38 protein-coding genes and 2 tRNA genes are annotated in these 19612 nt (G+C 59.8%); 16 read left to right on the top strand and 24 right to left on the bottom strand.

The features are described from left to right. Positions 1–19 precede the first annotated feature (19 nt). Together EN786_RS12750 and rbsK are read left to right on the top strand one after the other, a co-directional pair. Positions 20–472: an RbsD/FucU family protein gene (locus EN786_RS12750; protein WP_127311642.1), complete on the top strand. Its 453-nt coding sequence runs from the start codon at positions 20–22 to the stop codon at positions 470–472. Positions 473–476: 4 nt separating this feature from the next. Next, positions 477–1406 (top strand): ribokinase, encoded by a 930-nt coding sequence (gene rbsK, locus EN786_RS12745; RefSeq protein WP_127311641.1) that lies wholly within the window; start codon positions 477–479, stop codon positions 1404–1406. Positions 1407–1429: 23 nt separating this feature from the next. Here rbsK and EN786_RS12740 read toward each other — a convergent pair whose 3' ends face one another. Then, positions 1430–1801 (bottom strand): hypothetical protein, encoded by a 372-nt coding sequence (locus EN786_RS12740; protein WP_127311640.1) that lies wholly within the window; start codon positions 1799–1801, stop codon positions 1430–1432. A gap of 278 nt (positions 1802–2079) precedes the next feature. On the opposite strand from EN786_RS12740, the gene EN786_RS12735 reads away from it, so the two are divergent. Further along, positions 2080–2307 carry a hypothetical protein gene (locus EN786_RS12735; protein WP_127311639.1) on the top strand — a complete coding sequence of 76 codons (228 nt, stop codon included), beginning with the start codon at positions 2080–2082 and terminating at the stop codon, positions 2305–2307. Between the two features lie 95 nt (positions 2308–2402). Here the strand turns inward: EN786_RS12735 and EN786_RS12730 are convergent. Then, positions 2403–2479, bottom strand: a tRNA-Asp gene (locus EN786_RS12730). Between the two features lie 219 nt (positions 2480–2698). Between EN786_RS12730 and EN786_RS12725 the strand changes: the two genes are divergently transcribed. Beyond that, positions 2699–2774: transfer RNA gene (locus EN786_RS12725), tRNA-Val, on the top strand. Positions 2775–2828: 54 nt separating this feature from the next. Here EN786_RS12725 and EN786_RS12720 read toward each other — a convergent pair. The 20 genes from EN786_RS12720 to EN786_RS12620 all read right to left on the bottom strand — a co-directional run bounded on the left by EN786_RS12720 (position 2829) and on the right by EN786_RS12620 (position 12994). Next, the gene (locus EN786_RS12720; protein ID WP_135908531.1) at positions 2829–3809 is read right to left on the bottom strand and encodes a site-specific integrase; all 981 of its coding nucleotides are present in this window, start codon (positions 3807–3809) and stop codon (positions 2829–2831) included. 169 nt (positions 3810–3978) lie between these two features. Continuing rightward, the gene (locus EN786_RS12710; RefSeq protein WP_135908527.1) at positions 3979–4185 is read right to left on the bottom strand and encodes a hypothetical protein; all 207 of its coding nucleotides are present in this window, start codon (positions 4183–4185) and stop codon (positions 3979–3981) included. Further along, a complete protein-coding gene (locus tag EN786_RS12705; protein ID WP_135908525.1) occupies positions 4175–4558 on the bottom strand; it encodes a hypothetical protein in 384 nt (127 codons plus the stop codon). Before EN786_RS12705 ends, EN786_RS12710 begins: the two co-directional genes overlap by 11 nt. A 19-nt stretch (positions 4559–4577) precedes the next feature. Continuing rightward, positions 4578–4961, bottom strand: coding sequence for a hypothetical protein (locus EN786_RS12700; RefSeq protein ID WP_135908523.1), 384 nt, complete (start codon positions 4959–4961; stop codon positions 4578–4580). Next, entirely contained in the window at positions 4958–5944 is a 987-nt protein-coding gene (locus EN786_RS12695) for a hypothetical protein (RefSeq protein ID WP_135908521.1), read from the bottom strand. Before EN786_RS12695 ends, EN786_RS12700 begins: the two co-directional genes overlap by 4 nt. Continuing rightward, positions 5941–6471, bottom strand: coding sequence for a VUT family protein (locus EN786_RS12690; protein WP_135908519.1), 531 nt, complete (start codon positions 6469–6471; stop codon positions 5941–5943). Before EN786_RS12690 ends, EN786_RS12695 begins: the two co-directional genes overlap by 4 nt. Further along, complete coding sequence (locus EN786_RS12685; protein WP_135908517.1) at positions 6468–6713, bottom strand: hypothetical protein; 246 nt, start codon at positions 6711–6713, stop codon at positions 6468–6470. The genes EN786_RS12690 and EN786_RS12685 overlap by 4 nt, the downstream gene beginning before the upstream one ends. Further along, positions 6710–7396: a hypothetical protein gene (locus EN786_RS12680; protein WP_135908515.1), complete on the bottom strand. Its 687-nt coding sequence runs from the start codon at positions 7394–7396 to the stop codon at positions 6710–6712. The genes EN786_RS12685 and EN786_RS12680 overlap by 4 nt, the downstream gene beginning before the upstream one ends. Then, the gene (locus EN786_RS12675) at positions 7393–7788 is read right to left on the bottom strand and encodes an HNH endonuclease signature motif containing protein (RefSeq protein WP_135908513.1); all 396 of its coding nucleotides are present in this window, start codon (positions 7786–7788) and stop codon (positions 7393–7395) included. The genes EN786_RS12680 and EN786_RS12675 overlap by 4 nt, the downstream gene beginning before the upstream one ends. Positions 7789–7979: 191 nt before the next feature. Then, on the bottom strand, positions 7980–8396 hold the full coding sequence (locus EN786_RS12670) for a hypothetical protein (RefSeq protein ID WP_135908511.1): 417 nt from the start codon (positions 8394–8396) through the stop codon (positions 7980–7982). Positions 8397–8445: 49 nt separating this feature from the next. Continuing rightward, the gene (locus EN786_RS12665) at positions 8446–9246 is read right to left on the bottom strand and encodes a hypothetical protein (protein WP_135908509.1); all 801 of its coding nucleotides are present in this window, start codon (positions 9244–9246) and stop codon (positions 8446–8448) included. Then, entirely contained in the window at positions 9243–9506 is a 264-nt protein-coding gene (locus EN786_RS12660) for a hypothetical protein (protein ID WP_135908507.1), read from the bottom strand. The genes EN786_RS12665 and EN786_RS12660 overlap by 4 nt, the downstream gene beginning before the upstream one ends. After that, on the bottom strand, positions 9499–9705 hold the full coding sequence (locus EN786_RS12655) for a hypothetical protein (protein WP_135908505.1): 207 nt from the start codon (positions 9703–9705) through the stop codon (positions 9499–9501). The genes EN786_RS12660 and EN786_RS12655 overlap by 8 nt, the downstream gene beginning before the upstream one ends. After that, complete coding sequence (locus EN786_RS12650; RefSeq protein WP_135908503.1) at positions 9705–9905, bottom strand: hypothetical protein; 201 nt, start codon at positions 9903–9905, stop codon at positions 9705–9707. The genes EN786_RS12655 and EN786_RS12650 overlap by 1 nt, the downstream gene beginning before the upstream one ends. Continuing rightward, positions 9905–10273, bottom strand: coding sequence for a hypothetical protein (locus EN786_RS12645; RefSeq protein WP_135908501.1), 369 nt, complete (start codon positions 10271–10273; stop codon positions 9905–9907). The genes EN786_RS12650 and EN786_RS12645 overlap by 1 nt, the downstream gene beginning before the upstream one ends. Further along, the gene (locus EN786_RS12640; protein WP_135908499.1) at positions 10270–10620 is read right to left on the bottom strand and encodes a hypothetical protein; all 351 of its coding nucleotides are present in this window, start codon (positions 10618–10620) and stop codon (positions 10270–10272) included. The genes EN786_RS12645 and EN786_RS12640 overlap by 4 nt, the downstream gene beginning before the upstream one ends. Before the next feature lie 53 nt (positions 10621–10673). Beyond that, positions 10674–10982, bottom strand: coding sequence for a hypothetical protein (locus EN786_RS12635; protein ID WP_135908497.1), 309 nt, complete (start codon positions 10980–10982; stop codon positions 10674–10676). A 79-nt stretch (positions 10983–11061) separates the two neighbouring features. After that, positions 11062–11712 carry a hypothetical protein gene (locus EN786_RS38560; RefSeq protein ID WP_246688735.1) on the bottom strand — a complete coding sequence of 217 codons (651 nt, stop codon included), beginning with the start codon at positions 11710–11712 and terminating at the stop codon, positions 11062–11064. Positions 11713–11765: 53 nt separating this feature from the next. Further along, a complete protein-coding gene (locus EN786_RS12625) occupies positions 11766–12128 on the bottom strand; it encodes a hypothetical protein (protein WP_135908495.1) in 363 nt (120 codons plus the stop codon). Positions 12129–12652: 524 nt separating this feature from the next. Continuing rightward, positions 12653–12994 carry a helix-turn-helix transcriptional regulator gene (locus tag EN786_RS12620; RefSeq protein ID WP_135908493.1) on the bottom strand — a complete coding sequence of 114 codons (342 nt, stop codon included), beginning with the start codon at positions 12992–12994 and terminating at the stop codon, positions 12653–12655. 97 nt (positions 12995–13091) lie between these two features. Between EN786_RS12620 and EN786_RS12615 the strand changes: the two genes are divergently transcribed. Continuing rightward, positions 13092–13289, top strand: coding sequence for a YdaS family helix-turn-helix protein (locus EN786_RS12615; RefSeq protein ID WP_135908491.1), 198 nt, complete (start codon positions 13092–13094; stop codon positions 13287–13289). Then, on the top strand, positions 13290–14285 hold the full coding sequence (locus EN786_RS12610) for a sigma factor-like helix-turn-helix DNA-binding protein (RefSeq protein ID WP_135908488.1): 996 nt from the start codon (positions 13290–13292) through the stop codon (positions 14283–14285). It abuts the gene before it with no gap. Here the strand turns inward: EN786_RS12610 and EN786_RS12605 are convergent. Together EN786_RS12605 and EN786_RS12600 are read right to left on the bottom strand one after the other, a co-directional pair. Continuing rightward, positions 14282–14542 (bottom strand): hypothetical protein, encoded by a 261-nt coding sequence (locus EN786_RS12605; protein ID WP_135908486.1) that lies wholly within the window; start codon positions 14540–14542, stop codon positions 14282–14284. The genes EN786_RS12610 and EN786_RS12605 overlap by 4 nt on opposite strands. A gap of 162 nt (positions 14543–14704) precedes the next feature. Beyond that, positions 14705–14920, bottom strand: coding sequence for a hypothetical protein (locus tag EN786_RS12600; protein WP_135908484.1), 216 nt, complete (start codon positions 14918–14920; stop codon positions 14705–14707). Between the two features lie 294 nt (positions 14921–15214). On the opposite strand from EN786_RS12600, the gene EN786_RS12595 reads away from it, so the two are divergent. From EN786_RS12595 to EN786_RS12555, 10 genes are all read left to right on the top strand, one after another. Continuing rightward, positions 15215–15715 (top strand): HNH endonuclease signature motif containing protein, encoded by a 501-nt coding sequence (locus tag EN786_RS12595; RefSeq protein WP_135908482.1) that lies wholly within the window; start codon positions 15215–15217, stop codon positions 15713–15715. Further along, complete coding sequence (locus tag EN786_RS37695) at positions 15712–16047, top strand: hypothetical protein (RefSeq protein ID WP_189524284.1); 336 nt, start codon at positions 15712–15714, stop codon at positions 16045–16047. The genes EN786_RS12595 and EN786_RS37695 overlap by 4 nt, the downstream gene beginning before the upstream one ends. Continuing rightward, a complete protein-coding gene (locus EN786_RS12590; protein WP_246688734.1) occupies positions 16044–16415 on the top strand; it encodes a hypothetical protein in 372 nt (123 codons plus the stop codon). The genes EN786_RS37695 and EN786_RS12590 overlap by 4 nt, the downstream gene beginning before the upstream one ends. Next, positions 16412–16786: a hypothetical protein gene (locus EN786_RS12585; RefSeq protein ID WP_135908479.1), complete on the top strand. Its 375-nt coding sequence runs from the start codon at positions 16412–16414 to the stop codon at positions 16784–16786. Before EN786_RS12590 ends, EN786_RS12585 begins: the two co-directional genes overlap by 4 nt. Before the next feature lie 126 nt (positions 16787–16912). Then, positions 16913–17113 carry a hypothetical protein gene (locus EN786_RS12580; RefSeq protein ID WP_135908477.1) on the top strand — a complete coding sequence of 67 codons (201 nt, stop codon included), beginning with the start codon at positions 16913–16915 and terminating at the stop codon, positions 17111–17113. Continuing rightward, positions 17092–17433, top strand: coding sequence for a DUF1064 domain-containing protein (locus EN786_RS12575; RefSeq protein WP_210238901.1), 342 nt, complete (start codon positions 17092–17094; stop codon positions 17431–17433). Before EN786_RS12580 ends, EN786_RS12575 begins: the two co-directional genes overlap by 22 nt. Before the next feature lie 267 nt (positions 17434–17700). Then, positions 17701–18183 carry an FAD-binding oxidoreductase gene (locus tag EN786_RS12570; RefSeq protein ID WP_135908473.1) on the top strand — a complete coding sequence of 161 codons (483 nt, stop codon included), beginning with the start codon at positions 17701–17703 and terminating at the stop codon, positions 18181–18183. Positions 18184–18187: 4 nt separating this feature from the next. Beyond that, positions 18188–18388, top strand: coding sequence for a hypothetical protein (locus EN786_RS12565; protein ID WP_135908471.1), 201 nt, complete (start codon positions 18188–18190; stop codon positions 18386–18388). A 4-nt stretch (positions 18389–18392) separates the two neighbouring features. Beyond that, positions 18393–18869, top strand: a complete 477-nt coding sequence (locus tag EN786_RS12560; protein WP_135908469.1) for a helix-turn-helix domain-containing protein — start codon at positions 18393–18395, stop codon at positions 18867–18869. A 19-nt stretch (positions 18870–18888) separates the two neighbouring features. Then, the gene (locus EN786_RS12555) at positions 18889–19425 is read left to right on the top strand and encodes a hypothetical protein (RefSeq protein WP_246688732.1); all 537 of its coding nucleotides are present in this window, start codon (positions 18889–18891) and stop codon (positions 19423–19425) included. The last annotated feature ends 187 nt before the right edge of the window (positions 19426–19612 follow it).

The following is a 19612-nucleotide window of genomic DNA, read 5'->3' as shown; positions in this document are numbered from 1 at the left end:
ATTTTTCGCGAGGACTGCCATGCTCAAAGGGATCAATGCGCTGCTCAATGCCGACGTGCTCCAGGCACTGCGGGCGATGGGTCACGGCGACGACCTGATCATCTGCGACACCAATTTCCCGGCCGATTCGGTCGCCCGCCAGACGGAGCTCGGCTATCTGCTGCGCATCGACGCGCCGGCGGCGGAGGTGGTGAAGGCGGTGCTGTCGCTCTATCCGCTGGACAGCTTCGTCGACGACGCGGCCGCCCGCATGGAGATCGTCGGCAATCCTGACGAGATCCCGCCGGTGCAGAAGGAGGTGCAGAAGGAGATCGACAAGGCCGAGGGCAAGGCCTGGCCGATGATCTCGATCGAGCGCTACGCCTTCTACGAGCGCGCCAAGAAGGCCTATTGCGTCATCCAGACCGGCGAGCGCCGCTTCTATGGCTGCTTCGCCTTCCGCAAGGGCGTCATTCCGCCGGATGCGGAGTAGGGCGATGGCCGCCGGCAAGCCTGTCGTCATCCTGGGTGTCTTCGTCGCCGACACAGCCTACCGCGCAGACCGCCAGCCGCGCATGGGCGAGACCATCCTCGGCAACTCGTTCAAGCTGGGCCCGGGCGGCAAGGGTTCTAACCAGGCGGTCGCCGCCGGCAAGCTGGGCGCCGACACCACCTTCCTGACCCGGCTCGGCGTCGACGCCTTCGCCGACATGGCCAGGCACACCTGGCAGGCGGCCGGCGTGAAGGCGGCGGTCATCGACACGCCGGAGAGCTACACCGGCGCTGCCTATATCTTCGTCGAGGAGACGACCGGCAACAACGCCATCATCGTCAGTCCGGGCGCGGCGATGCTGATCTCGCCCGCCGACATCGATGCCCATGCCGGCCTCATCCGCTCGGCCGGCGTCTTCGTCACCCAGCTCGAGCAGCCGATCGAGGCCGCGCTGAGGGCGCTTGAGATCGCGCGCGGGGCAGGGGTGACGACCATCCTCAACCCGGCCCCGGCCGCCAGGCTGCCCGACCGCATCTATACGCTTTGCGACTATGTCACGCCCAACGAGACCGAGGCCGAGGAACTGACCGGCATCAAGGTGTCGTCCATCGACGACGCCCGCCGCGCCGCCGACAGCCTGCTCGAGAAAGGTGTCGGCGCAGTCATCGTCACGCTTGGCGAGAAGGGCGCGCTGCTGCACACAAACGATCGTTCCGACCATGTCGGCGCCGTCAATGCCGGGCCGGTTGTGGAAACGACCGGCGCCGGCGACGCCTTCAATGGCGGCCTCGCGGCGGCCCTGGCGAAAGGCGTCGAGCCGCTGCAGGCGGTGAACTTCGCCTGCGCCGTCGCCGGCATTTCGGTGACTCGCCCCGGCACTGCGCCGTCGATGCCGACGCTGCAGGAGGTCGAGGCGCTGCTGGCGCGGACTTGAGGTCGACAGCGGGCCTAGCTGCCTCACCAGTCGGGATTGTCGTCGAGCCAATACGCTTCAAGGCAACCGAATTGACGCGGGAGGCCGAGCCGGCGTTTGGCGTCAAATGCCATCTCCGAAAGGGGCCACTGTGAGTTGCGCCCTTCCGCGCCTGGCACGATGGTGTACCCATCGGCGATCAACTGCAGCTTCATCTCCTCGAAGTGCCTTTTGAAGCCGTTCTCGATTCGGCTTTGCGGATAGCGTCGTCCATACAGGCATTCATGGCTCAGAATGCCGGAATACATCTGGGCGCTGAGCGTTCTCAGGGCGGTTTCGGAAATCTGTTTGTCGGTGTCCTTGGACCAGCACCGACCTGCCGACGCCACCAGCATCGCGGCCAGAAAACCTGCCAAAACCCTCTCCACCTTGGTCCCTTCCGGCCAAGGTGACATATTAGCCACAGGTAATGTTTATCGGCAATCCGGTCTTGCGCCTTTGCCCCGAGTGTCCCGTAATGGGTCATCATTTCTGGCATCGCAATTGCACTGTCAGCAATGCCCGGGGTCGTTAATTACCCCGGCAGCCGGGGGGCAAATTCGGGGGGCCCCGCCGCTCCAGAAATGGAGCGGCGGGCTCTTTAGCAACTGAGTTTGAAAGCCGCCTGAATCGCCAAGACCAGAGTGCCGCAGCCATGTATTTTCCTCAGTTTCTAGTAGGCATGCTCGCAACGTCGTTCATCACGGCAATCTGGGCCGAAATAGAAACCGGCTCGGTCTGGAAGGCGCTCGGCTGGGCCATTCTTGCGCTGGTCATTCTTCAGGTTGGATATATCGGTCTGGTTGTCGGCCTGATCTACAAACGTGGATCGAAAGGCACCGAGGCGGCCCAGATGTCGGCAAATTACACGCCGCCGGCCTGAATGGCGAAAACCGGCGTGCCGCCGCAGCGGGCCCAAGCCGGCTCCTGAAAGTTGAAGCTTTTCCGCAGAGTCAGGGCCCAAGCCACTGAAAGAAATGGCGCGAGTGACGGGGCTCGAACCCGCGACCTCCGGCGTGACAGGCCGGCACTCTAACCGACTGAGCTACACCCGCGCACTTGACGACCACGTGTCAGCCGTGTTCGTCGTTGGGCCGCTGGATAAGGGGTTCGCCACCGGGTGTCAAGCGCGGCAAAGCACCTTATCAGCAAACTGGAGAAGGTTTTTTGACAACCGCCTCTTTACGCTGGAAAACCGCCACGCGGCCAACGCGGCGCCTGTTCATTTGGCCTTGCGAAGCCTGCCCTAACTGCTTAAAGGTCCGGCCCGGAGCGGGCGATTAGCTCAGTTGGTAGAGCGCTTCGTTTACACCGAAGATGTCGGCGGTTCGAGCCCGTCATCGCCCACCATGTTTTCAAGTACTTAATACCCTTTTGCGAAGTTCCCTGCAAGTTCATCGAACCTCAGACCTCCAAAGAAGCCGACAGCCGGCGCAGATAATTCGGGCTGTACCGGGCATAGACTCGGTAGGTCATGGCCGTATTTGAGTGGCCCAGGAACTGCGCAATCTCCTCCATCGAATGCCCATCTTCCGCCAGCCAAACCGCTGCCGAATGCCTCAACATGTGGGGCGATACGTCATCGCGTCCGATCTTCCCGCCTGCGGTGCCTATGCCCTTCTTGATCGACTTGACGGAGCCGCCTGCCCACTCGATCACGTAAGGCGTCAGTGAGCCCTTGTGAGCCTCCTGTAGGGCGGTAAACAGGCTGTCATTTATCGGCACTGTGGCGCGGCCTTTGCGGTGCGCCTTGTCGAATGGGTTGCGCAACTGGATCATGCGCCGGGCGAAGTCCACCCGATCCCAGGTCAATTGCAGCGCGGCTGCGCTTCGAGCCCCGGTGCCGAGCATGAGCTGTATTGCGAGCTTGACGTGTGGCGCGTTCGCCGCCTCCATCAGTGCCGAGACTTCTGGCCGGGTCAGATATCCCTCCTTCGGGTCAGGCTTCGCCGGCCGCTCGATATGCGGCGCATGGGTGATGAGCCGTTGTTTCTGAGCCCAGACCAGCACCGAACGCAGATGGCCAAGTTCGGTATGGATAGAGCCGTCTTTCTTCCCAGCCTTGCGCCTGGCTGCCGTGTAGGCGCGGCACTCGGCTATCGTCACGGCTTCGCCCTGCTTGTCGGCGAAGAACGGCGCCAGCGCCTTCCATGTGAAGCCCATCGTCGTCACGACTGATCGGCCTTCCTTGTCCAGGCAATAGGCCGTCCAAAGATCCTGCACAGTAGAGCCCTTCGGCCGCGTCAGCTCCGCGTATCGAGCCGGGGCGCGGCGGGACGCCTCCTTCGGGTCATCGGTTCCAAGTCGATAACGTCGGCGGATGTCTCCCTCATACCATGTGAGGCAGAGTTCTCCCCGCAGTCTTGTGATGCTCCAGTCTGGCATTCGAACCTCTCCACGTCGGCCCCTCGTATGCGCAAGAGCTTGCCCGCCAGCCGGAAGGCAGGAAGCTCGCCGGCCGCTATCATATTGCGGATATGCCGCTCCGAACATGCCCAGCGCTCAGCGAGCATGCCGGGTGTGAATACAGTGGGGAACTCTGTCGCGGGCCGGCTCACCTTTCCCTCCCCTGTAAAGCAGGAAACGTTGCGTCCATGGCTTCCGCACTGAGGCGAAGCCCGGTTGCCATGAAGTCCAACCAGCGTTCGACGGCGCGATTCCGTTCGTCTGGCGTCAGCGGAAATGGAATTCGCAGCTCGCTATTGAATTCGCCTGATGCGAGTTTGAGCGAAAGAACCAGCGTGTCGCGCTCAGGAGCCATTACTTCCCTCCAGTGTAGAGAGGAAGGCGCGGTAGAACTTCGCGAGCTTGCGGAAATCGCCCTTCGTCAGGTAGAGCGCATTGCGCAACTCGCCCGACGAATGCACCTTGGCGTTGTCAGGTGCGTAGTGCGCCATGTCCGATTCATCGCCACCCTCCCGTAGGATGAAGGCCCAGTCAGACGCGTCTTGCTGCTCAACGAGTAGCGCGAAGGGTGCTATCACCTCCCTCGCCAGCTTCAACGCCTCGCCTTGACGTGCCAGTTCGTCTAGAAGAGCGCGGATTTCGGCGTGCAGCGGCGGCTTCAAGCCAAGCGATGCGTCGTGGTCGATGATCGCCCGCAACTCGGCCGCAATTCGCTCTACATCGGGCATGGCCCTCTCCTGGTTGGGGTTAGCGGGCATTGGACAGCGGCTCCCACATCAGCTTCATGTATTCCCATCGCGGCTTGAGAAATTCGAGGATGGCCGGCTCATCGGCTCGACAAACCGAAACCTCGAATGAAAGCAACTTTGCCTTGCGCTGGCCGATCATCTGAAGGAGGAATACGGCGTGGCGGTAGTAGTCATCACCGTTGTATTCGCCCAAATCCCAATTCTCGCCTTCGCGCCAATCCCAGCGAACGAACCAATTGTAGTCCATATCGCTGTCGCGCCACTCGTCTAGGAACTCGTCCCAGGTTTTGAATTCCGTATGGCAATCGCGGGCGAAGTAGTTGCCCTCCGTCATGTAATACGGGTGGTCAATTTCCCACAGGTGCTTGCGGTCGTCGCTCATGGCCCGCCCTCAGTCACAGGAACGGCGGCGATCTGGTCGAGCCACTGAGACAACGAATAGTGCCATTGATCGACAGGTGTGTGACCGCACGATATCGGCTCAGGGTGCGTTTCCATGTCGTCGCCGCAACAGCAGACGCCGCTGCTAACAGGCGCTGACTTCACGAACTCAATGAAATCGCGCGGGACCAGCACCATCCCCGGCACCGCTACTGCGGTAGCAGCGGTGAGGGCTTCGGCTCTGGCGAACTCGTTTTGCATAGATTGCCAAAGCAAGTCCTCTTGCGCGGTAGCATTGCGGATTTTTTCAGCGTCCTCGCATTCACCGCTCTCTACGGGGTGATTTGGGGAATATTCCTCGCCGCTGTCCGGATTCCAGAAAACCCATCCATCGCCGTCCAGAAGGTCGGTACCTTCGGCGATATCCCGCTCCGTCCGCACCTGGGCAAGTTCTGCTTGGAGGGCGGCAAGGGCGGCCTCAATGTCGCGGCCAATGTCGCGAAAATGGCCCATGTAGATTTCGAAGGCTGATGTAGGCGCTAGCCGCAACTCACTCGCGGCATATTCAGCACCAGTCTTGACCAGGTTCCGATATTCCTCGATCAGCCTTTCCACCTCGCCCTGTTCTATGGGTGATGCTGGACGGGTGGGGGTGGCGTAGAGGGGCTGGACAATTCGCTGGCCATCAAACCCGGAGGGAGCGGTTTCGGTGTAGGCCCAGCCGTCGTCTTCCGTCGCGGTTTTCCACGTCCACCGCCAAGCCACCGGCTCCGCCTCTCCTGATGGTGCTGCCGAGGAGGAGGCGAGCGACTGCGAGACAATCGTTTCGCCGACTTCTATGGCGCGGTTTAGCGTCGGCACATCCCATGAGCCGGTAAATCGCATATCCTTGAGGAATATGAGAAACCCAGACATGGGCGTCAGCGCATCCGCCTCCAGATCGCGTGTTGTCTCTGGGATGGCGACTGCGGGGGTGGGGGTCATGGCTGCACCTGTGCGGTTTTGTTGCGGATGGCCATGAATGCAAACGCCGCAATGCTCATCCAGGCCTTGCCGAGTATCTGACCTTCAATGAAGGTGAGCGAGCCAAAGGCTAACCAGAGGAACACTGCGCTATCTATGACGGCACCAGCAATGCCGCTGGCGAGGACAGCAACGCCAAGGCCTTTCTGTCTCAAAGGGGCGTAGACAGCGAGGTCGGCGAGTTCCGCCAGGGCAAATGCTGCGACGGATGCGATAACCAGCGCTGGCGGGGCCAGGAACCACGACAGAAGCGCACCGATAGCAATGGCGAGGATGGCAGCCTTCGCGCCTCCTGCCTCATGCACAACATCGCGCAGGACCATAGCTGCGCCGATGACTAGAACACCGCTCGGGGCGGTGAGATCGAAGCCAACCGGAATGATGCATGGGCCATTGGGGATGCATTCGGTTCCGATGTGGCCGATGAGCCAGTTTGCTGCTGGGACGGTAGCGGCGAATGTCGCCATTAATACGAAAAGCTTGGTCATGCCCGCACCCGTACCGTCTCGATGTGAATGCAGCCGTGGTAGGCCGATATCGTTTGCCGGCCGCCGAATATCTTTGCGAGTTTGTTGGCGATATCTTCATGATATGCCGGCTCTGGGAAACTGCATTCCTTCTCGATATCTTCAACCATGACGGTGCGACCTGTTTCGAGTTTGAGGGAGTACTCGATCGTATCCCCACTGCCGGGGCAACGAGCGTAGAATTGGTGACTGTAGGTATTCATGCTGCGAACATGTCCTGTTGTTCGGGGCGCGTGGCCCAGTTGATCGGGCATTGTACGGAATCGATCCGGCGGGCCATCCGCTCGGGGTCAACTTCCGATCCGACGTTCTTGAAATTGCGGGCAACGTTGGTGCTGTCAGCAGAAGCGAATGGCCAGCGGTCCCCAGCAAGCGCGAGGCCGCGCAACATATGGATCCACGGCAGCGGCCCGCGTTTGGCTAGAGCATTGAAAGCCTCATCAGCGCGGCGTTCCCAGTCGGACGAACCGACTTGCCAGTAACGCCCCGAGCTGCCGAAACACATCCTCGGCCATTGATCCGCCAACTCTAGGAGGTAGTCTATTGGAAGCCCCATGTGCCAGACAGGTGCGCCAAGCCAGAGGTCGAATGGCCATTCAGCAACGAGACGCCGCTGATCTTCGACAGACCCATCGATTACGTCGGGGATTACCGCCCAATGCGGATGACCAAGGCGAGGTTCAAGCCAGGCGTAAAGTTTGGCATCATCGACCGCCTTGCCCTGTGTGAAGGCTGTAAATCTGCCGTTGTCCCACATGACGCTCTGGGCATTCTGAAGACACCAGTCGCCATCTCGCGCATCAGCAAATGACACGCAGAAGTGCTTGCCGGCCATTTTCATGAGCTCGGAGCGCGGCGAGATCGGGGTGCCGTGAAAATGGATCACGGCTCTATCCTTCCGTACATCGCCTTCCAGGGAAGGACTGGCTTGGGGGTGTTGGGCTTGGGGGATTTCGGACGCTGCGGGATCTTCACTTTGACGCGGGTCTTCATGCCCATGAGGGACTGAGCCACGGTCTTGGCGGCGAGCGGCGTGTCCCGGTTTGCGGTCTTCCACTTGTGACAGTCGGGACAGACGGCGCGGCAATTTTCCAAGCTGTTGTCCTTGGAGTTCGCGTCAAGGATGTAGTGATCATATTCGACGCCGTAAGCGAGGTCGCGCGCGCAGCGCTGGCCTTCCGGTAGGCCATACCAGTCACCGATCGCTTCGCAGACCATGCCCGAGCGTGTCAGCGCCTGCTTGCGAACCTTGGAGCCGAATTCCTTGCGGTTCGCCATCCCTCACTCCTCCCTCAGAAACCCGGCTTCACTCAGTACGAATGAAAGCGCTTGGACCAGTTCATCGGAGAGCTGAGACCGCTTGAGGTTTTCTCTTGCTCTCGCATCTGCAAGTTCTGCATGGACGCTCGTATCCCGGCTGGGGAGCTTTACCGGGTGGGCGCGGCGCCAGATTTGGCGGGACTGGCGGATCATGCGGCCTCGCTCTTCTCGCTGACAAAGCCGTAGACGCGCGCCAGGAATTCCTCGGCGCTCTGGAAGAAGGCGATAAACTCGGGCTCGGCCATGCGATCCAGCGCGATGGAGGAGGGGATCGCGACCGTCATGCCGTTGGGCAAGCGCACCAGATCGACAAGTCCGGTTTCGAGCTTGATAACCTCATGCAGTTTTTCGGCGCTGATCGACATGTCGGTTGAGGCTACAGCTTCATGGAGCAGCGACCAGTAGGCGCGGAGCCTATCGAGGTTGCGCCATTCCTTGACATCGAGGCGGACGCGCTGGCCATTCGCCACGCCGTCGAGCGCGCGAAGATCGTAGTCCATCTCGGGAACCAGGCAGTTCCCCTTACGGATGAAGCTGTATACCGGCTTGTCTGATCGCTTTGCCATGTCCCTTGGCCTTTCCGCCGGAGCCATTCGCGGCCCCGGCTTCTCTGGTTCAGCCTGCTTGAATGGTGGAGACGTAATTGCCGTTCGAAGGTCGATCGCCTGGGAAGGTGTCGTCGTCAGGCAGTCCGTTCAGGATGACTTGCTGGCGCTTGTTGATCTCCTCTCGGGCCACGGTGCGCCAGCCAAGCTCACCGTCCTGCCATCCCTGAGCCTCGGCTATCGCGCTCCACGCCAGCTTGAACTTGTTCAACTGCGGGATGGTGGTGCATTCGAGCAATTCCCGCTCGAACTCGTCCCAGCGGTCTGGCTTGGTGATGTCGCCGATATCCTTCTTGAGAGAATGGCGGGTCGGCTTTTGTGCCGGCGCATCCGAAAACTCATGGCGCATGGTGTTGACGTATTTGTTGTCGTCAAACATGCCCATGTGGATGTCGGCGCCGACGCCGATCAGCTTGAGCGCGTTCGTTACCGCATCGGTGAACGCTTTCTTGAAGGCTTCGTCATCGCTTTCCCAGCGCTCGGGACGCTTGTATTGCTCGTTGGCCTTGATGTGCGTCACAACCTTGTCGCCGCCGACGCCATAGACCCTGGCTTCGGTGTTCTCCTGCCGATACCAGATGGACGCGGTGCAATAGACCAGCACTTCCCGGTTCTCGCCCGGAACGACTTGGAATGTCGGCTCGCCAACACCCCAGCCGATTCCGCATGGCCCGAACTCCTCCGTCATGCGGCGGAAGGACCACATAGGCTTAAGAGCAGTCCCCTTGAAGCCGCCGCCGCGTGTGAAGCTCTTTGTGTGCGCGGGGTCGGTCCTGCCAAGGATATCCCAGAGCTTGGTGTTCTCGCTCATGATAAGAACCTCCGGGCGCGTTCGATTGACTTTTCGTAGTCGGAAATCATAATATCAAACATCTTGTCAGACGGTGCGGCCTTCTTGTTCCCTCTCTTCAAAAGAGAGACAGACGCCACAAGACTTGCTAGGATGTCTTTAATTACTTCATTTGCGACATCGGCGTTGATGTATTCTGGCGAGCCACTAACGGCTTCTCGGCACGTCCAAAATCCATCTTCGTCTTGCGCAACGCGGATGCGGTCCGGTGCCTTAGCCATCGATGGTGATCCTCTTGCGGCTTGCTTCGGACAGCATGATTTCGGTGAACACGACCTTGGCGCCCTCAAAACCGTAGATGCGTGCCAGGTCGCGGAAGATGGTTCGCGCCTGGTACTCCAGATACCCCGCGCCGTAGCCATCCTGTGGCGCTTCCGCCATGGCCAGCGCGTCGTTGAGCATTTTGGTGTGCGCATCCATTATGCTGCCTGCCTTTCCGTCTCAGCCCGAGCGGCGAGCATCAGGAGCGCATCGGCTTCGGACTGCGCGACGATCTGCGCGGCTTCTTCACAGGACAGACCGGAGTCGATGAGCCTGTCATAGCGCCTGAAGCGCACCTCCCAGGCCGTGCTTGTCTCGACCAGTCTGGCCATTTCGATCCAGATGAGTTCGGGCGACATCACGCGTTCCAATCGTCGCTGGAAAGCGCGAACCGGATACCGCGCGCCTTCATGGTTGCTTCGGTTTCTGATATGGTCCGCACATGCCCGAGGTAGACCGCCAGTTGCCAAGGCAGGAGCCTTGCGGCCCGCGCCACGTCGGATTCGGAATGAAGGCGGACAGTCGGCGTCAACATCTCGTCGGCCTCGGCCAGAACCCGCCGGTAGACGCGAACCATCAGGATCGAGCTATCCACTTCCTGGCTGGCGATGCGCCATGCACCGGCAATGCGATCTGCTTCATCGACAGAGACAGTCGCAAGGATTGCCCCGCGCACCTGAGCGAAGGTATGCTGGAAGCCCTGTTCGGGGTTGACGCGGACAGTCATGGGGTGTGATCCACGAAGAGGCCGGGAGGCTCGGATTCGATGATGTCGGCGATCTCGGAGAAGGTTTTTCCGCCGTCGTTCATCTTGGCCAAGGACGTGTCGCCGTATTCGCCGGTGCAAGTCGCAAGTCCGAAGTAAGACATGGCGTGAGGAAATTCGTTCAGAGTTCCGCAGAGGCTAAGCTCGTCGTCATCCATGCCCGTAAGGACGCAGGCGACCCCAAGGCAACAATACAGGCCTTTGTTGGCAAGATAGTCTTGACCCTGCTCATAGTCTCCGCTGCGCAGCGCCTGCACCCAAAGCTTCCGGTGCTCTTTCTGCTGCTCGGCTGTCCATTCGGTCTGCATCTTCGTTTTCCTTCTCTCCCCGATCTGTGAAGCGAATGGGGGATGGTTGGGGCTTAGGCCGGCTGGTCGATCTCGACGCGCGCCTTTTCGTTCAGTGCGCCGACGAGCGATTTCTTGGCCGCGATGTGCGCCTCGATGATAGGGCGAGCCAAGTTCCACGGGACATTGAACAGCGTGCGCGATGTGTCGCTTGTCGGGACGCCGAGTTGGAAGCCACCTTGCAAGCGGCCGAACGCGTCCCTGACATCGGGTACTTCTCGCCGCTCGACGGCTTTGTTGATGTCAGCTAGGAGGCCTTCCGCCGTCTCGATCTCACGGTAAGCAAGAGCGATATCAATCGCGGTTTCCTTGCTGATGCTCATCTGCTCTGTTCCTTTCTTCCATCTCAGCGAAGAGATGATGTGGGGTTGGTGCCTAGGCGGCCGACCTCGGGCGACGGTTTCAGGCTGCCACCATTTCGCGTTCGTGATGCTCGATAAGCATCTGCTCAAGAAGGCTATTGAACTCGGTAAGCTTGGCATCCCTCGCGGCATCCCTCGCGGCAGCCCACGCGGCATCCCTCGCGGCATCCCTCGCGGCAGCCCACGCGGCAGCCCTCGCGGCATCCCACGCGGCAGCCCACGCGGCAGCCCACGCGGCATCCCTCGCGGCATCCCTCGCGGCAGCCCTCGCGGCAGCCCTCGCGGCATCCCACGCGGCAGCCCACGCGGCAGCCCTTATGCTTTCGTCGCCGGTTTCGAGGTATTGCTTGACTATTGCCGGCGCATCCCAAAGATGGATAACTGACAGGGCGGCCCTGCGGGCAAATGAGCGCAGCAGTTCGTCGCCATCGGCAATGCGCCAGTCGATACGGCGCTCGCGGCAGACGAACTTGTCCGACTGGCGGGTGACGATATCGCGGCAAGTGACGCGGCAGATCGTGGAGCCAGGCGCATACTGCAGAGCGTCGATAACGCGCTCGGAGGCATGAAGGCCAGAGGCGCAAATCTCGACATCGCCTTCATGCCTCAGCCATGCTCCATCGGCCGGCAGCGGAAGGCCGCCACGCAATGTCTTCCCCGCAAAGTGCCAAGCTGTAACCTGGTTCGTCATGGTGTCTCGTATCTCCCTATCTTCGGCGCCGGGTGGCAGAGGTGGGGTGGTGGTTAGGCGGTGGCTTTGGAGTCCGGTTTCAGGCCATCGAGGTAGGCAGACAGCCCGCGCGCCCTGTACTCCTCCCAATCGACGCGCTCGCATCCGTCGAGATATTCCTGGGACTGGTCAGTCGTGGCATTCGTTCGCCAGCCGGCCTTGAAGGCGAGGCGTCCGTCGGTTTCACGGGCAATGTTTGTGATGCGGGTTTCGAGCAGTGAGACAAACCGCATGAAGCCGTGATCGGGAATGATATAGGCTTCGTCGTAGGCTTCCGGTGAGCGCGGGTTGCCGAAGTAGTCTTGCGTCTTGCCTCCGCATTCGCGCCAGAGCTTGACGATCTCTGCATCCTTTAGCGGTTCTACTGTCTCGCTCATCTCATTCTCCACGTTTCGCGCGTGTCCATCATGAGGCCAGTTCCGTTGCAATACTTGATCGGCTTGCGCTTCTTCGTGGTCGTCTCGTTAGTCACACTAACATAGTCAGCCGGGATGTAAACCCCTGTCCGCTAGTTTGGCTAACATTTTTTTCTTGATGTCGGGAAGGGAAGCGCCTAAAAGCAAAAGCCCCGGTCGTGAGCCGGGGCCGAATCGAAGTCGGAAAGGTTGGAAAGACGGTGGCGACTTCGACCGCAGTGAAGCGGTATCTCCATACCACCGGGCGCGAACAAATGGAAGCCCCAGCCCGAAATTCCGAAGGGGTGTTCGCCGGTCCTTACCAGAGGGCTGTGAAGTAGCGGAAGATCGACAGCGCTGTTGTACGTCTGTCGATGCCCGTGGCGGCGGCTAGGCTCCGACTGTCATGAGCAAGGGGACGAACCTCGGATGCCGAAAGGCACGGGGCTAGTCACCCTTTTGCCCGGACAACAGCTTCACCAACTGTCATGGGCCTAGAGGAAGAGCTACTGGCGCCGGATAAGACCGCGCACGAAGCCAAGAGCTTCAGCCTGGATATCGGCGGGCGTTCCTCTGAGCGCATCGGTGATATCGACCACGACACCCTCTTTCAGGGGGTTCACCCGGAAAACGTCGCCGGGCGTGTGATTGAAAGCGTCGGCCAGCGCGTAAATCATTTCCTCGGTCAAGTCGGTCGTGCCGCTCTCGATCTGCGAAATGAGGCCGCGCGATTTTCCGACGCGCTCGGCCAGCTGCTCCTGGGTCAACTCGCGATACTCCCGCCACTGCTTCACGTAATGACGCGGCCTACGGCGCTGGAGTGTCTGTTTTCTGACCTGTTTAGCCATCCTAGCATGATCCGCCCGCAGGCAAAATCGGTCTATGCAGCCAAACTAACAAAAAGTTCTTGCCTTTCGGCGTTAGCCAGACTAACGTGCAAGCGTCATGGAAAAACTCACCGAATGGATCAAAGCAGAACGCGGGCGCCTGGCTGAACTGGCCGGCGCCTGCAAAATCACTCACGCAGCGATCCTTCAGTGGAAGCGCGTCCCGAGCGACCATCTCGTTGCTGTCGAGAAAGCCACGGGCATTCCCCGCAAGGATCTCCGACCCGATCTTTATGAAGGCATGGAGGCCGCCTAAATGAACGCCTTTCAGGAAGCTATTAAGACGCTGCTCGTCAAAGCCCGCGATGAGGGTCTGTCTAAGCAGGAAGCGGCCGACGCCTTGGGCGTCAATCTCTCGGTCCTCTACTACCGCAGCAAACAACTCGGCATTGACTGGCCGGAGAGGCGCGGGCGGCAACCCCAGAGTGAACCCAACGAACGAGCGCTTGATATCCTCGCCCGAAATGAAGCCGGCGAGACGCTGGAAAGCATCGGCGAGGTCTACGGCATCACGCGAGAGCGCGTTCGCCAGATCGTGAAGAAATTCGGCGGCCAGTCGAAGCGCGCGATGCATCACGCAGCGCTTCAAAAGCTGGCGGATTTCCTCAAAGAACACCCTATGACGCTTAGCGAGGCTGGGCAGTCTCTCGGCCTCGCTTCTTCCCGGCTTCGCGATGCAGCGAGTGTGGGCGGCGTTGAGTTCCTGAAAATCTCTCTCTCCAGGGAAAACGAACTGGCTCCTCTGGCCGAACTGGTAAGGCAAGGGCAGTCGATTAATTCGATCGCCAACGGCAGTCGCGCCCTTGCGGGACGTTTGCGGACCTACTGCAACGCCAAGGGCATCAAGAGCCAAGCCGCCTCGCGTTGGTCTGTGTCGCCGCTTCGCGCGCAAGTGATCGGACGCCTCTATGCCGAAGGCAAAAGCTGGGCAGAGATTTCCGCTGCGGTTGCGGCAGTTGAAGGCGTGCGCAGCTTCAGCGGCGCCGCAATATACAATTGGGCGGCCCTTCACATGGATCTTCCCCATCGGGAACCGAGGAAGGACCGGCGCAAGTCTCCCGGACGCCGACCGAAACTCGTCGCAGTGTCCCAAGGACCGAGCGATATCGATTTGCGTGAGACTGTGCGCGAAACGGCTCTGGCCAATCGCGACAAAGCCACTGCCGCTCAGATCGCCAAGGCTTGCGGCACCACCCGGAACTCGATCATTGGACATTGGTTCCGGGCGCGCCAGTCGGGAGCCGTCGCTTAATGCGCCAGCAACCTCATCCTCTCCCCGCCGCAGCACTGGACGCCAAGCGCCTTCATGGTCTCCTTGATGGACGCCATGATTGCGGGCACCGGCATGATGACGCGGTTCACCACCACGTAGTCTATGCCCTCGAAGGAGAGGGAGCGCTGTTTGGAATAGCCGGTAAACCGCATCGTTCCATCGCCCATGTCCTCGGGCAAGACGCCATTGACGAAGATGTCCTGAACGATCGTCGGCTCGACAAGCATGATGCCCATTATTTTCTTCCTCCAAAGCCCTTCGCACACGAGGCTGGGGCTTATGGCGGAAGACAGCAAGGGGCGCCTGTAGAAGAACTAACAGCGATCTGCGGGAATGGTAACGGCTTTGTAAATGAATGTAACGCACGGTTACAGGCCGCAACCTATGATGGCGCAACATTAGTTGCTCCCGCTGGCGAGGGCCTTCTTCAAATCACGCATGAGCGCTCTGGCGACGGCATCTGGCAAGACCAGCCGATTGACGATGCGATGTTCCTCGCCGTGCGAAACCCAGGCAATCAGCCGTACCTCACCATCGACGCGTTCGACATCGACGCCGGTAGCAAAAATGTCGGTTACGATGATGGGCTCAGTCAGGGGGGGATCATCGTCCACGGTGAACCTCTCAGCCGGGGGGCCGGATAATGGCCCCCTCACCAATCCTCCAGGGCGTCCCTTGTGTCGCGATCTGTAGAGTCAGCGGTCGATCCTGGAGCATCAGGACGCGCGCAACCGTTGGTCCTCTGAACGAGTATCGCCGCGCGTCCGTCGCCTATTCCAATCCGCTGCCGCTGGTCATCCTCCCCCTCGGCGGTAGCGGTAAACTGGCCCGCCGCTTGAAGCGCATTAACCCCTTGCGCATCGCGGCGGGCCTCTTTCTCCAGACACGCAGCCAGTGGGGGCAATAGGTTGACAATCACCGCAGAATACCTCCGCTCGCGCCTGGATTACGATCCCGAGGCCGGCATTTTCAGGTGGAAGCCAGTGCCGGGCGCGATCAAATGGAATGCCATGCGATCTGGCAATATTGCCGGATCCAAGAATGGCAAAGGTTACATCTATATAACCTTGGACGGGCGGGCGTACCGCGCGCATCGGTTGGCATGGCTCTATGTTTTTGGCCAGATGCCAAAGTTCGAAATAGACCACATAGACAGATGCCGAGACAATAACCGGATCAGCAACCTCCAAGACGTGCAAAGCCTCGTCAACGTCCTTAACCGAACCGTCGCGCCGAGCGCTAGCGGTATCGATGGCGTGAGGCGCCGCCAGTCGAAGACCGGGGCGAAGTGGTACGCCAAGTTTGGCAATAAGCATCTCGGCTCCTTCGATACGCTCGACGCCGCAATCGCAGCACGCAAATCAGCGGTTGAATCATATTTTGCAGCTCCATTGGAGGCAGCGTCATGAGCGGCCCGGCTCTTAACATCATTGGCCGGGCCGCCACTGTCGGCTGCGGGGACATCGCTGCCAACCTGAATTTCTGCCGGCGCAAACCCACCGCCGGCAAGGTGTTTTCGTTTCTTCGCATTCCGTTCGTCGATCATTGCAGTGAGGCGGCGAACAGCATCACCCACGCTTTCCGTTTCTCTCCAGTTGTCGTGGGTCAAGTACATCTTTCCCAATCCGCCAGCGGTGCTGGCCTAGTCGTTCTTGGTGACGGACACACCATAGCGAAGAGGAAGCCAAAATGTCCGAACCAAGTCGGTACCAATCCGTACCAAAACGGGGCGAAGTCATGAGTAATCCGAGTGCCTGTGCAGAGGAATCGTTCCATCTGCTCAATGCCGCTGCCAAACTCCATTGGCGCGGGCAAGGCGATACATGGACGGCAGCGCGCGACCGTGCGGCGGTAGACGCGGGCATTACGCCGGCTCAAGCAGAGCGTCTCCAGAAGAACTGGCGGACGATGAAATTCCCCAATGGGGATGTGTATCGCCTTCTGCGTAACAAGTACGCGTATCTGTGTTCATGGATTGAGAACGACGCCGAGCGAATGGAGCGCGAAGCGCGAGAAATCGAGGAAACCAATGCAACTCTGGGAGGCCATCATTCGGTGGCTCAAGGCTTGGCGCGCGCTGCGAAAGGCGCGGAAAGGGAAATGAGATGAGGAAGGCAATCGCTGTCGCATGTCTACTAGCGGCGCTGGCAGGATGCACGGATGCCGACGTGGCATCCAACAATCTTTCAAAGGCGGCTGACTACTTCGAAATCCAGCGCCGCATCGTTTTCTACAACGGCATCACTGGCGATTACATCCTGACTGTGGAAGGTCTTTGCTCTCTCGGCAACTTCGACAACCAACGCGAACTGTCAGTGACGTGCAAGACCGGCCCGGGCCAGTTCAAAAAGCATTTTCTCGGGCTTTCGGACAACGTGACTTTCTTCGCCGAGCAAATCGAACCGGCATCAGCCGATGCGTACCATTACCGCGTCGTCTTCAAGCCATCGGTCATCATCCCCGACATCCAGGTCAAGTGAGGATCACATCATGGACAGCTCCATCATGGGTTTGCTCGTCGGCGCCCCTCTCATCATTGTGCTTTGGGTTCTCGCCATCGGCGCCGGCTTCTTTCTTGTCCAGTTAATGCGGGGAGAGCTGTAGCCATGAAACACCACCGCTTCATCGCCCATGATGGGCTTGTCTACAACTACGACACCACAACCGGGCACTACGAACCGGAGATCGAGGAAGAAACCCGCATACCCCTCTGGCGCGGGCTTATCCCTATCGTGCTTATTGGGTTCGGTGCTGCATTTGGCGCGGCGTATTGCCTGTATAGGGCATGCGAGGCTTTGCTGGGATGAGGCAGCCGGCTCGAAAATACCGGAATGTGCCGACAGCCGTTGACGGCATTCGCTTTGCGTCAAAGCGCGAGGCTCATCGGTATTGCGAACTGAAGCTTCTGGAGCGGGCAGGGGAGATCAAGGCGCTTCGCCTGCAGCCCCGCTATCCGCTCACCGTCAACAGCCTGCATGTCGCCACCTATGTCGGCGACTTCGAATATGTCGAGAGCAAGACGGGAAGGCTCGTCACAGAGGACTCGAAGGGTGTTCGCACCCGCGACTTCATCAACAAGGCGAAGCTCTTTCACGCGCTCTATGGGCGAGAGGTGCAACTCGTATGACCGACTTCGATGCTTTCTGGTCAGCCTATCCGCGCCGTGTCGCCAAGGGCCACGCCAGATCGGCGTTCGACAAAGCCATCCGCAAGACGACGCTCGAAACGATGCTTGCGGCAATCGCCGATTACATCCGCTTCAAGCCAGAGCGCATCGACTTCAAGCACCCGGCGACATGGCTAAATGGCGAATGCTGGGACGACGAATGGGCCTCTGTCCCACGAGAAACAGGCCGCAGACGTACTTTCACAGATGTCGCGATGGACAGGTTCAATGGATCAGCAAGCGTATCTCGAACTGACACGGATGTTGGAGGGGTTTCCGCTGACGGCGGGGAACCCAGACCTGACGATCAGCGCCTTCGAATTGGCTATTCAGGGCCTATCACCAGTAGCCATCATTGAGGCGGCGCGGCGATTCAATGCAGGCCTTGTCGAGGGACAATCGGCTGACTACGCCCCGACGCCCGCAAGGTTCGCTCAGGAAGCCCGCAAGCGTCAGGAGTACGCTAACCCGAAACCGCAGAGATCACTCCCGGCACCTCGCTATTTCCCCGGCCCTCTAGCTCCGTTCCAGGTCAGGCAACAGAAGCGCTTGGCCGAGAATGCCCACCGCAAAGTCCTCTTCGAAGGCATCAACTTCGACCAGTGGAAAAAGCTGAGCGCCAACAAGGAAGTCCCGACCGGAGCAATCTGGATTGCCTCGCTAGGCATCGTCTACGGGCCGGAATCGAAACAAGCACAGACAGCGGAGTAGCGTCATGCTCATCGCATATGCGGGCAAAGAACCGCACCCGGACCACCATCGCTACGACCGCGCCTATAAGCACTTCAAGCTCGGCCGCGACACGGCAGCAATCGCCGAAATGATGCGGATCACAGAGGCTACAGCGCTGCGCTACATAACCAACGGCCGCTGCATCGAACGCAATCTGCCAATTCCCTACGAGCGTAAGGAGTAAACCCATGCACATTTTTTCATACCGGAATACAGAGCGCGGCATCTATCTTCGCGGCTCCGCCAAGCGCGAGGAGCGACGGCGCCTGCGGTTGGCTGAACAGCGCGCCACCTGGGAGGCGGAACAGGCCGCAAAGGAACGTCGTCGGCTGGAAGTGCTCCAAAGACAAGAGCGCATCAATGCCATCCAGGAAGAGCTTCGCGAGGCGGGCGTGAAGCCCAATGGAAGGATATTCCGTCAGATCGAAGATCGGGCCATGAAGTTATTCGGCGTGACGAAAATAGAGATCCTGAGCCCTCGCAGGGATCAGCGCATTGCATTCGTGAGGTCTTTCATCTGCTACTGGGCATGTCGGCGCACGACGTTCTCATTGCCAGATATCGGCCGCCTCCTGAATCGTGACCACACGTCAATCTTGGCGGCCAAGAGACGTTATCCAGAACGACGCGCCAAGATGGGGCGGGTCCTTCGCGAAGTTCGGTAGCAATCCTAACGGGGACAGTATGGCAAAGGCAGCGACGAAGAGAAAGCCAGAGTTCGTCTCTCAGCATATCGAGATCGGCATGGCTAACATCGAAAACCCGAACTGGTCGCGGGACCATGACGGCGTGAAGACCAATGTCCGCTATGTGCAGCAGCCGATCAACATCCGCGAGAGCGCCATTACCACACTCGCCGCGAAGGGGGTGATTGACGAGGCACAGACGGCAGCGGCCGATCGCTTCCGCGCGCTGTGGGAGCGCATGGGCGGAGCGGGAGCCGGTGCGCTGGACTATTCCAGGGAGCCGGTAGACGGGGGCGGCATATCGGAGCCGATCACGGTTCGTCAGTTAGAGGCCGGGTTCGAACTCAGGTCGGCGCGCGATGCGCTGCTCAAGGCTCATGGCGAATATGCCTATCGCCTGGTGGGCTACATAGCAGGGCAGGGCATGTCGATCCATGAACTGACGGAGACGCGCCGGCAGCGCGATACAATGACCGACAATCTGCGCTCCTATCTCGATGTGCTGGCCATTCTGTGGAAATTTTCGACGCGATAAATTTCTGGTGCTTGACAGTCGTGCGCGCGAGATGCTAGGTTCGTCGTACTGGCGGTAATGTTGCCAGAAATCCCACAAATCACCCTTTGCAGGCTCCGGACATCGCCGTGAACGGCATTGCCTACGGGTAAGCGCTCCTGATCTCGTGGAGCCGCCTGCAAACCCGATCTGCCAGACGTGGCAGCCA

The sequence above is a fragment of the Mesorhizobium sp. M4B.F.Ca.ET.143.01.1.1 genome, from assembly GCF_004792275.1.
Taxonomy (GTDB): Bacteria; Pseudomonadota; Alphaproteobacteria; order Rhizobiales; family Rhizobiaceae; genus Mesorhizobium; species Mesorhizobium abyssinicae.
This window is presented reverse-complemented; position numbering and strand designations above follow the sequence as displayed.

Bases quoted from the DNA above. Each gene is read 5' to 3' on its own strand.
- EN786_RS12750 (WP_127311642.1), top strand. From the start codon at position 20: ATGCTCAAAGGGATCAATGCGCTGCTCAATGCCGACGTGCTCCAGGCA.
- rbsK (WP_127311641.1), top strand. From the start codon at position 477: ATGGCCGCCGGCAAGCCTGTCGTCATCCTGGGTGTCTTCGTCGCCGAC.
- EN786_RS12735 (WP_127311639.1), top strand. From the start codon at position 2,080: ATGTATTTTCCTCAGTTTCTAGTAGGCATGCTCGCAACGTCGTTCATC.
- EN786_RS12720 (WP_135908531.1), bottom strand. From the start codon at position 3,809: ATGCCAGACTGGAGCATCACAAGACTGCGGGGAGAACTCTGCCTCACA.
- EN786_RS12710 (WP_135908527.1), bottom strand. From the start codon at position 4,185: ATGGCTCCTGAGCGCGACACGCTGGTTCTTTCGCTCAAACTCGCATCA.
- EN786_RS12705 (WP_135908525.1), bottom strand. From the start codon at position 4,558: ATGCCCGATGTAGAGCGAATTGCGGCCGAGTTGCGGGCGATCATCGAC.
- EN786_RS12700 (WP_135908523.1), bottom strand. From the start codon at position 4,961: ATGAGCGACGACCGCAAGCACCTGTGGGAAATTGACCACCCGTATTAC.
- EN786_RS12695 (WP_135908521.1), bottom strand. From the start codon at position 5,944: ATGACCCCCACCCCCGCAGTCGCCATCCCAGAGACAACACGCGATCTG.
- EN786_RS12690 (WP_135908519.1), bottom strand. From the start codon at position 6,471: ATGACCAAGCTTTTCGTATTAATGGCGACATTCGCCGCTACCGTCCCA.
- EN786_RS12685 (WP_135908517.1), bottom strand. From the start codon at position 6,713: ATGAATACCTACAGTCACCAATTCTACGCTCGTTGCCCCGGCAGTGGG.
- EN786_RS12675 (WP_135908513.1), bottom strand. From the start codon at position 7,788: ATGGCGAACCGCAAGGAATTCGGCTCCAAGGTTCGCAAGCAGGCGCTG.
- EN786_RS12670 (WP_135908511.1), bottom strand. From the start codon at position 8,396: ATGGCAAAGCGATCAGACAAGCCGGTATACAGCTTCATCCGTAAGGGG.
- EN786_RS12665 (WP_135908509.1), bottom strand. From the start codon at position 9,246: ATGAGCGAGAACACCAAGCTCTGGGATATCCTTGGCAGGACCGACCCC.
- EN786_RS12660 (WP_135908507.1), bottom strand. From the start codon at position 9,506: ATGGCTAAGGCACCGGACCGCATCCGCGTTGCGCAAGACGAAGATGGA.
- EN786_RS12655 (WP_135908505.1), bottom strand. From the start codon at position 9,705: ATGGATGCGCACACCAAAATGCTCAACGACGCGCTGGCCATGGCGGAA.
- EN786_RS12650 (WP_135908503.1), bottom strand. From the start codon at position 9,905: ATGTCGCCCGAACTCATCTGGATCGAAATGGCCAGACTGGTCGAGACA.
- EN786_RS12645 (WP_135908501.1), bottom strand. From the start codon at position 10,273: ATGACTGTCCGCGTCAACCCCGAACAGGGCTTCCAGCATACCTTCGCT.
- EN786_RS12640 (WP_135908499.1), bottom strand. From the start codon at position 10,620: ATGCAGACCGAATGGACAGCCGAGCAGCAGAAAGAGCACCGGAAGCTT.
- EN786_RS12635 (WP_135908497.1), bottom strand. From the start codon at position 10,982: ATGAGCATCAGCAAGGAAACCGCGATTGATATCGCTCTTGCTTACCGT.
- EN786_RS38560 (WP_246688735.1), bottom strand. From the start codon at position 11,712: ATGACGAACCAGGTTACAGCTTGGCACTTTGCGGGGAAGACATTGCGT.
- EN786_RS12625 (WP_135908495.1), bottom strand. From the start codon at position 12,128: ATGAGCGAGACAGTAGAACCGCTAAAGGATGCAGAGATCGTCAAGCTC.
- EN786_RS12620 (WP_135908493.1), bottom strand. From the start codon at position 12,994: ATGGCTAAACAGGTCAGAAAACAGACACTCCAGCGCCGTAGGCCGCGT.
- EN786_RS12615 (WP_135908491.1), top strand. From the start codon at position 13,092: ATGGAAAAACTCACCGAATGGATCAAAGCAGAACGCGGGCGCCTGGCT.
- EN786_RS12610 (WP_135908488.1), top strand. From the start codon at position 13,290: ATGAACGCCTTTCAGGAAGCTATTAAGACGCTGCTCGTCAAAGCCCGC.
- EN786_RS12605 (WP_135908486.1), bottom strand. From the start codon at position 14,542: ATGGGCATCATGCTTGTCGAGCCGACGATCGTTCAGGACATCTTCGTC.
- EN786_RS37695 (WP_189524284.1), top strand. From the start codon at position 15,712: ATGAGCGGCCCGGCTCTTAACATCATTGGCCGGGCCGCCACTGTCGGC.
- EN786_RS12590 (WP_246688734.1), top strand. From the start codon at position 16,044: ATGAGTAATCCGAGTGCCTGTGCAGAGGAATCGTTCCATCTGCTCAAT.
- EN786_RS12585 (WP_135908479.1), top strand. From the start codon at position 16,412: ATGAGGAAGGCAATCGCTGTCGCATGTCTACTAGCGGCGCTGGCAGGA.
- EN786_RS12580 (WP_135908477.1), top strand. From the start codon at position 16,913: ATGAAACACCACCGCTTCATCGCCCATGATGGGCTTGTCTACAACTAC.
- EN786_RS12575 (WP_210238901.1), top strand. From the start codon at position 17,092: ATGCGAGGCTTTGCTGGGATGAGGCAGCCGGCTCGAAAATACCGGAAT.
- EN786_RS12570 (WP_135908473.1), top strand. From the start codon at position 17,701: ATGGATCAGCAAGCGTATCTCGAACTGACACGGATGTTGGAGGGGTTT.
- EN786_RS12565 (WP_135908471.1), top strand. From the start codon at position 18,188: ATGCTCATCGCATATGCGGGCAAAGAACCGCACCCGGACCACCATCGC.
- EN786_RS12560 (WP_135908469.1), top strand. From the start codon at position 18,393: ATGCACATTTTTTCATACCGGAATACAGAGCGCGGCATCTATCTTCGC.
- EN786_RS12555 (WP_246688732.1), top strand. From the start codon at position 18,889: ATGGCAAAGGCAGCGACGAAGAGAAAGCCAGAGTTCGTCTCTCAGCAT.